At 58.4% G+C, this 6,803-nt stretch carries 9 protein-coding genes; 7 read left to right on the plus strand and 2 right to left on the minus strand.

All coding sequences use genetic code 11. The features are described 5' to 3' along the window. Positions 1–70: 70 nt before the first annotated feature. The 5 genes from ACZRKZ_RS04860 to cysB all read left to right on the plus strand — a co-directional run bounded on the left by ACZRKZ_RS04860 (position 71) and on the right by cysB (position 3,989). Entirely contained in the window at positions 71–448 is a 378-nt protein-coding gene (locus ACZRKZ_RS04860; RefSeq protein ID WP_463980887.1) for a YbbN family protein, read from the plus strand. After that, positions 448–1,407, plus strand: a complete 960-nt coding sequence (locus ACZRKZ_RS04865; protein WP_463980855.1) for a putative 2-dehydropantoate 2-reductase — start codon at positions 448–450, stop codon at positions 1,405–1,407. Before ACZRKZ_RS04860 ends, ACZRKZ_RS04865 begins: the two co-directional genes overlap by 1 nt. Positions 1,408–1,421: 14 nt before the next feature. Next, positions 1,422–2,336 carry a 5'-nucleotidase gene (locus ACZRKZ_RS04870; protein WP_350613118.1) on the plus strand — a complete coding sequence of 305 codons (915 nt, stop codon included), beginning with the start codon at positions 1,422–1,424 and terminating at the stop codon, positions 2,334–2,336. 73 nt (positions 2,337–2,409) lie between these two features. Beyond that, entirely contained in the window at positions 2,410–2,910 is a 501-nt protein-coding gene (locus ACZRKZ_RS04875; RefSeq protein WP_463970270.1) for a universal stress protein, read from the plus strand. Between the two features lie 104 nt (positions 2,911–3,014). Then, the gene (gene cysB, locus ACZRKZ_RS04880) at positions 3,015–3,989 is read left to right on the plus strand and encodes an HTH-type transcriptional regulator CysB (RefSeq protein ID WP_149414360.1); all 975 of its coding nucleotides are present in this window, start codon (positions 3,015–3,017) and stop codon (positions 3,987–3,989) included. Positions 3,990–3,994: 5 nt separating this feature from the next. Here cysB and ACZRKZ_RS04885 read toward each other — a convergent pair whose 3' ends face one another. Continuing rightward, the gene (locus ACZRKZ_RS04885) at positions 3,995–4,477 is read right to left on the minus strand and encodes a GreA/GreB family elongation factor (RefSeq protein ID WP_133098863.1); all 483 of its coding nucleotides are present in this window, start codon (positions 4,475–4,477) and stop codon (positions 3,995–3,997) included. 15 nt (positions 4,478–4,492) lie between these two features. Then, complete coding sequence (locus ACZRKZ_RS04890) at positions 4,493–4,861, minus strand: hypothetical protein (protein ID WP_463980856.1); 369 nt, start codon at positions 4,859–4,861, stop codon at positions 4,493–4,495. Positions 4,862–4,993: 132 nt separating this feature from the next. On the opposite strand from ACZRKZ_RS04890, the gene earP reads away from it, so the two are divergent. Together earP and ACZRKZ_RS04900 are read left to right on the plus strand one after the other, a co-directional pair. Then, positions 4,994–6,145: an elongation factor P maturation arginine rhamnosyltransferase EarP gene (gene earP, locus ACZRKZ_RS04895; RefSeq protein WP_463980857.1), complete on the plus strand. Its 1,152-nt coding sequence runs from the start codon at positions 4,994–4,996 to the stop codon at positions 6,143–6,145. Positions 6,146–6,326: 181 nt separating this feature from the next. Beyond that, entirely contained in the window at positions 6,327–6,758 is a 432-nt protein-coding gene (locus tag ACZRKZ_RS04900) for a hypothetical protein (protein ID WP_463980858.1), read from the plus strand. The last annotated feature ends 45 nt before the right edge of the window (positions 6,759–6,803 follow it).

The following is a 6,803-nucleotide window of genomic DNA, read 5'->3' on the forward strand; positions in this document are numbered from 1 at the left end:
GCGGGGAGCCGAACCTTAGCGCGTAACAAGCCTGCTCGACAATGGGCAATTGCGCGCGCTGTCGCCCGGCCTGATAGTCTGCTGTCCAGTTTATGGCCGTGGTAGAGATAGAGTGAAAGCGCTTGAATTGACCGATCTGGATATCGACCAGCAGTTGTTGGGGCTACCGGGCACGTCATTGCTGGTGTTTACCAGCGTCGGTTGTTCCAGTTGCCGTTGGGCGCGTCAGCAGTTGCCAGGCTGGGCCTTGCCAGTAGACAGAGTGTGCTGGATTGATGCCGGCCATAATGGTGGGGCCGTCGAGCGTTACCAGATCTTTCATTTGCCGGCACTGTTTGTAGTGTGCGACGGTCAATTCCACGGAGCCTTGCAGGCGCGCCTGACCGCCAGCGACCTCACTCATGGCGTGGAGCAGGCGCTCACGCGAAAACCAGAGGAGTTGCCATGATGAGTGCTGCAGACCAGGCGCCGCGAATCGGCATTATCGGCACCGGCGCCATCGGTGGCTTTTACGGCTTGATGCTGGCGCGCGCCGGATTCGATGTGCACTTTCTGTTGCGCAGCGAGTTCCCGGCGGTGAGTGAGCGAGGCCTGAAGCTTAATAGTGCGGTCCATGGGGTGTTGAGCCTCAACCCGGTCCAGGCTTACGCCCGTGCGGCCGATATGCCGCCTTGCGACTGGCTGTTGGTGGGGACCAAAACCACCGGTAATGTCGAATTGGCACCGACCATCGCCCAAGTAGCGGCGCCGGGCGCCAAGGTGGTGTTGCTGCAAAATGGTCTGGACGTCGAGGACAGCTTGCGCGAACACCTGCCGGATTCGCTGCATCTGTTGGGTGGCCTTTGTTACATCTGCGTGCATCGCTCAGCACCTGGCATCGTCGAGCATCAGGCGATGGGCCGGGTCAATCTTGGCTATCACAGTGGTAGTGCCGCGAACGATGAGACCCGCCGGCAAGCGATTGTCGAAGAAGGCGCCGCGTTGTTTCACCGGGCGGGTATTGAATCCCAGGCCATGGCCAATCTGCATCAGGCGCGCTGGCATAAACTGGTGTGGAATGTGCCCTATAACGGTCTTTCGGTATTGCTCGGTGCGGGGACCACGGAGTTGATGGCTGATGAGGCGAGCCGTGCAATGATCCAGGCATTGATGGCTGAAGTGGTGCAGGGCGCACGGGCGTGCGGCCATGAGATTGCGCCGAGCTATGCCGAGCAGATGTTCCAGATGACCGAGAGCCTGGCCGATTACTGGCCGAGCATGTATCACGATCACCTGCACAAGCGCCCGCTGGAACTGGCGGCCATCTACGCCCGGCCATTGGCCGCCGCCAGGGCTGCAGGTTGTGAGTTGCCACGGATGCAGGCGCTGTATCAGGCCTTGAGTTTTATCGATCGACGCAACGGCTGAGCGGGGAAAAGAACATGGCAAAGGGTATGGGCGAAAAACTCGTATTGGCGATCTCTTCGCGGGCGTTATTCGACCTGAGCGAAAGCCACAAGGTCTACCTGGCGCAAGGTGTCGAGGCCTACCGCAAGTACCAGATTGACCATGAGGAGGAAATCCTTGAACCGGGTGATGCCTACCCGCTGGTCAAGAAACTGCTGAGCCTCAACGCCAGTCTTGGACGGGCGCGGGTCGAAGTGGTGCTGGTATCACGCAACAGTGCCGATACCGGTTTGCGGGTGTTCAATTCGATCCAGCATTACGGGCTGGATATTTCCCGCGCTGCGTTTGTAGGAGGGCGTAGTCCTTATCCTTATTTGGCAGCGTTTGGTTGCCATTTGTTTCTCTCCACCCACGCTGAAGACGTACGCAGCGCCCTGGATGCCGGGTTTGCTGCGGCGACGATTCTTTCTGGCGGCGCCCGTCGGGCATCCAGCGCTGAATTGCGAATTGCCTTCGACGGCGATGCCGTACTGTTTTCCGACGAGTCGGAACGTATCTACCAGTCAGGTGGCCTGGAAGCGTTCCAGGCCAGCGAGCGGGAGTCGGCACGCGAGCCGCTGCGTGGCGGTCCCTTCAAGGGGTTCCTGGCGGCGCTCAACCTGTTGCAACGTGAGTTTCCTGACGAGGCCTGCCCGATCCGTACGGCGCTGGTGACCGCCCGCTCGGCACCTTCCCACGAGCGGGTGATCCGTACCTTGCGCGAGTGGGACATCCGCCTGGACGAGTCGCTGTTTCTCGGCGGCCTGGAAAAATCGGCCTTTCTTGAAGCCTTCGCCGCCGATGTGTTTTTCGACGATCAGGCCGGTCATTGCGAGAAAGCCCGGGAAGTGGTGGCCACCGGACATGTACCCCATGGCATCAGCAACGAGCTGAAAATCCAGGTTGAGTGAGCAAGCCTCCTAACTCGCAAAGGCGCTGCTAAGCTCAATCAATATTCGCCATCCTGGCACTCCAGGAGGTTCTATGATTCGCTCGATGTTGTATGCCACTGACCTTGGCCTGTATGCGCCCTATGTGATGCAACATGCGCTGGCGCTGGCGCGAACGTTCAAGGCCGAGCTGTACGTGATTCATGTGGTTGAGCCCCTTGGGCTGTTCGCCGAATCCGTCTTGCAAAGTTACCTTGATGAGCAGGCCCTGAGTGAATGGCAGAGCCAGGGGCTGAGCACCGTGATGGCCAATATCGAGCAGCGGGTGCTGGACAGTTTTCGCGAGGAGGTTGGGGAGGGCGAGCAGGACCTCAAGTTGATCCAGTCGGTGCGGGTAATTCAGGGCGACCCCTCGCAGGTGATTCTCGACCAAGCGCAGAAACTCTCCGTGGATTTGTTGATCGTAGGTAGTCATAGCCAAGGCGCCGGGGTGGCGACGCCGCTGGGGCGAACCGCTGCACGAGTGTTGCAGCTGTCCCAGGTGCCGGTGTATTTGGTGCCGTTGTTGCAACGTCGACGCAGGGATGACATGTGATTGGTAGAAAACGATAAAAAGTTCTAGATTTATCCATCTAACCTTTAATATAGTTATATACCGTCGCTGATACCCGTGGCGTCTATCTGCTTTGAGGGATACATATGAAGCTTCAGCAACTGCGCTACATCTGGGAAGTGGCGCACCACGACCTCAACGTTTCCGCCACGGCTCAAAGCCTCTACACCTCGCAACCGGGTATCAGCAAGCAGATCCGCCTGCTCGAAGACGAGCTGGGCGTCGAAGTCTTCGCGCGCAGCGGTAAACACCTGACCCGCGTCACCCCGGCCGGTGAGCGCATCATCAACACTGCTGGCGAAATCCTGCGCAAGGTTGAAAGCATCAAGCAGATCGCCCAGGAATTCTCCAACGAGAAAAAAGGCACCCTGTCGATTGCCACCACGCACACCCAGGCACGTTATGCGCTGCCACCGGTGATCAGCAGTTTTATCAAGCAGTACCCGGACGTGGCCCTGCATATGCACCAGGGCTCGCCGATGCAGATCGCCGAGATGGCCGCCGACGGTACCGTCGATTTTGCCATTGCTACCGAAGCCCTGGAGCTGTTCGGTGACCTGGTGATGATGCCGTGCTACCGCTGGAACCGCTGCGTCGTGGTTCCGCAAGGTCACCCATTGGCCAAGCTGCCGAAGCTGACCCTCGAAGCCCTGGCTGAATACCCGATCGTTACCTATGTGTTCGGTTTTACCGGTCGCTCCAAGCTCGACGAAGCCTTCAGTCATCGCGGCCTGACGCCGAAAGTGGTGTTCACTGCCGCCGACGCCGACGTGATCAAAACCTATGTGCGCCTGGGCCTGGGTGTCGGTATCGTCGCCAAGATGGCGGTCGATACCAAACTCGACAGCGACCTGGTGGTGTTGGATGCCAGCGATTTGTTCGAATCCAGCGTGACCAAGATCGGCTTCCGTCGTGGCACTTTCCTGCGGGGCTTCATGTGCGATTTCATTGAGAAGTTTGCTCCGCACCTGACCCGTGAAGTCATGGCCAAGGCTATCCAGTGCCATAACAAGCAGGAACTGGAAGACTTGTTCGACGGCGTTGAACTACCGGTTCACTGATCGGCTCACTTAACCTCGGTAACAGCAAACTGTTGCCGAGCGCCCGCCACCAGAATCTCCACCTCGTCCCCCTCGAACTTGCCCAGCAGGCTTTTGCCCAGGGGTGAGCGTGGGGTGATGACGGTCACCAGCTGCCCCACCACATAAACCTTCAAGCCCGCCGCATCCGGCCCAAGAAACAGCCATTGCTGGCGACCGTTGTCGTCCTCCAGGCCGAGTAGCGCGCCCACTTCAATCCCCCGTTGATCATCGTAGGGGCGCAGGTTCAGGTTCTGGCACAAGGTCAGCGCCTGCTTGATTTCCTCGACACGCTTGGCTTGGCCGGCCGCCAGATAAGAAGCTTCCAGCCCCAGAGTGTCGTATTTGTTTTCCGCGATATTTTCTTCGTGGGTCGCAGTTTCGTAGGCGGTTTGCGCGGCGCGTTGGGCGACGTCGAGGTCGACGATGAGTTTTTCCAGGATCAACTGGTGGACGGCGTATTTATTCATGGGTCTGCTTGATCATCAGTCGCAAAATTGCAGGACATTGGCTCGGCTTTTGTCGCTGGGGGCATTCTGGTCCTGTTGCAGCCAGAACTGGCATTTGGGGTTGGACAGGTTACGCGGGTTGTTGCGCGCCTGGTCCAGGACCTGCTGTTGTTCCTGCTTGCGCAGGTTGTCCTGATACTGCTCGAACATTCGGTTAGGTGGCTCTGGTGCAACCACCGCGGGTTTGCCTAACTGCTGCACAGCCTGGGCGACGGGCGCCAGGGTTTGTTCGAACAGATAATGCGAGGCCAGCCAAGTGGTCAATGCAATGGCGATAAACCCCAGCCACAGGCCCAGGGCAATGGCGACACTGAGTTTGAACGGTGATAGCGGGCGGTCTGACATGGCGGCCTCCTGGCAGGCGTTTGCGGCAAGCTGCGGATTGTCGCACAGCCCTCTTGCAGAATAATCGCTATCAACCCTTCTGCATTGCAGCATTTATGCGGACAATCGAGCCTTTGAGCGTTGGAGCCCGGAATGAAAGCCCGCTGGGATATTTTTTGCAGTGTCGTCGACAACTACGGCGACATCGGCGTGACTTGGCGCCTGGCCCGGCAATTGGTGGCGGAGCATGCTTGCGTCGTGCGTTTGTGGGTGGACGACCTGCGGGCATTTGAGCGCATGTGTCCTCAGATTGATGTGCAGTTGGATCAGCAATGGCGCGAAGGTGTCGAGGTGCGCCATTGGCCAGCTGACTGGCAAGCAACCGATGCGGCAGACGTGGTCATTGCCGCCTTCGCCTGTCAGTTGCCGGCTGACTATATGGAGGCCATGGCCGAGCGCGAGAACATACCGCTGTGGATGAACCTGGACTACTTGAGCGCCGAGGACTGGGTGGTCGGTTGTCACGGCCTGCCGTCAGTGAAGTTCAAAGGCGTGCAAAAGTACTTCTTCTTTCCGGGGTTTCGTCCGCAGACAGGCGGTTTGCTGCGTGAGGCCGGATTGCTGGAGCAGCGTCGGGCCTTTCAAAATGACCCGCAGGCCCGGCAACAATTTCTGCAGGCGCTCGGGGTTTTTCCTGTGCCGGGTGCGCGGCTGATGTCGCTGTTTGCCTATGAAAATGCCGGGCTGGCCAGTTGGCTGGACGTGTTGGCGGCCGATGGGCGAGCGACCCATCTGTTGGTGCCGCAAGGGCGAATTCTCGGCGATGTGCAGCGTTGGTTGGGCGTGGATAGCTTGGCGGTGGGGGCGGTGCACCCGCGCGGCGCTCTGACGGTTCAGGTGCTGCCATTCGTGCCACAGGATCAATACGATCGACTGCTGTGGTGCTGTGACTTCAATGCCGTACGCGGCGAAGACTCCTTCGTGCGGGCGCAATGGGCCGGGCGTCCTTTGCTGTGGCATATCTACCGCCAGGATGAAGACATCCATCTGGACAAGCTCGATGCTTTCCTGGCGCTGTACACCGAAGGCTTGTCGCCGGCCGCGAAAGTCGCGCTGGTTGACCTTTGGCAGGCGTGGAACGCTGATGGCGATATGACCAAAAGTTGGAAAATGCTGCTTGAACACTGGCCGGAAGTGACCGTTCATGCCGAACAGTGGTGTCTGGAACAAGGCTTGCAGGCAGATCTTGCGACGGCACTGGTACAGTTTTATGTAAACCATACAGGCAGTGAGGGACCCCAATGATTGCTCGGCGGAACCCTCTATGTGTACCAAGCGAGACACAACACTGTTACAAACTGTCCTTGCCCGTCCCTATCTGTACAGGAGGGAGGGTGTCTACTACCTGCGTATGCGCCCTGTAGGGTCCACAAAGAATCTCTTCACGGTATCCTTACGAACCACTGAACGACCACAGGCCACAGAGTTGACCAAAGACATCCTTGCAGCCCTCGCAGTGTTCCACCTCGACAACCGTGAAGCCTCATGGGCTGACATCAAGGAACGCCTCTCCTTCGTGGCTCTCAACGCTCTCTGGCTGCCCCACACAGACGCTTCGCTATCAGCCTATGAGTCGATCTATGGGGACCTACATGACAAGGTGAGCTTGGCTTCAGCCCACATGACTTTGTACCTGGATCACCACCGAGGGGTCATTGGGGCGCAAAGGATTCTCGAAGCATCCCTTAAGCGTCTTAAAGGCGACTCAAAGGACCTTGTGGATATCGTGGACAGTCTTGACGGTATCGTGGGGGCTGGGCCTGCTCTCTCCCTTAAGGCACACCAAGAGCCCTTGCACTGGGATTGGACGAGCCCCATGAAAGACAGGACACCGTTTCCCCCTTACGATAAGGGATAGGCAAACGGTTATGTTTATGACTAATAGCAACGACAAGAGTGGGGA

It is taken from the genome of Pseudomonas sp. c313, assembly GCF_055407145.1.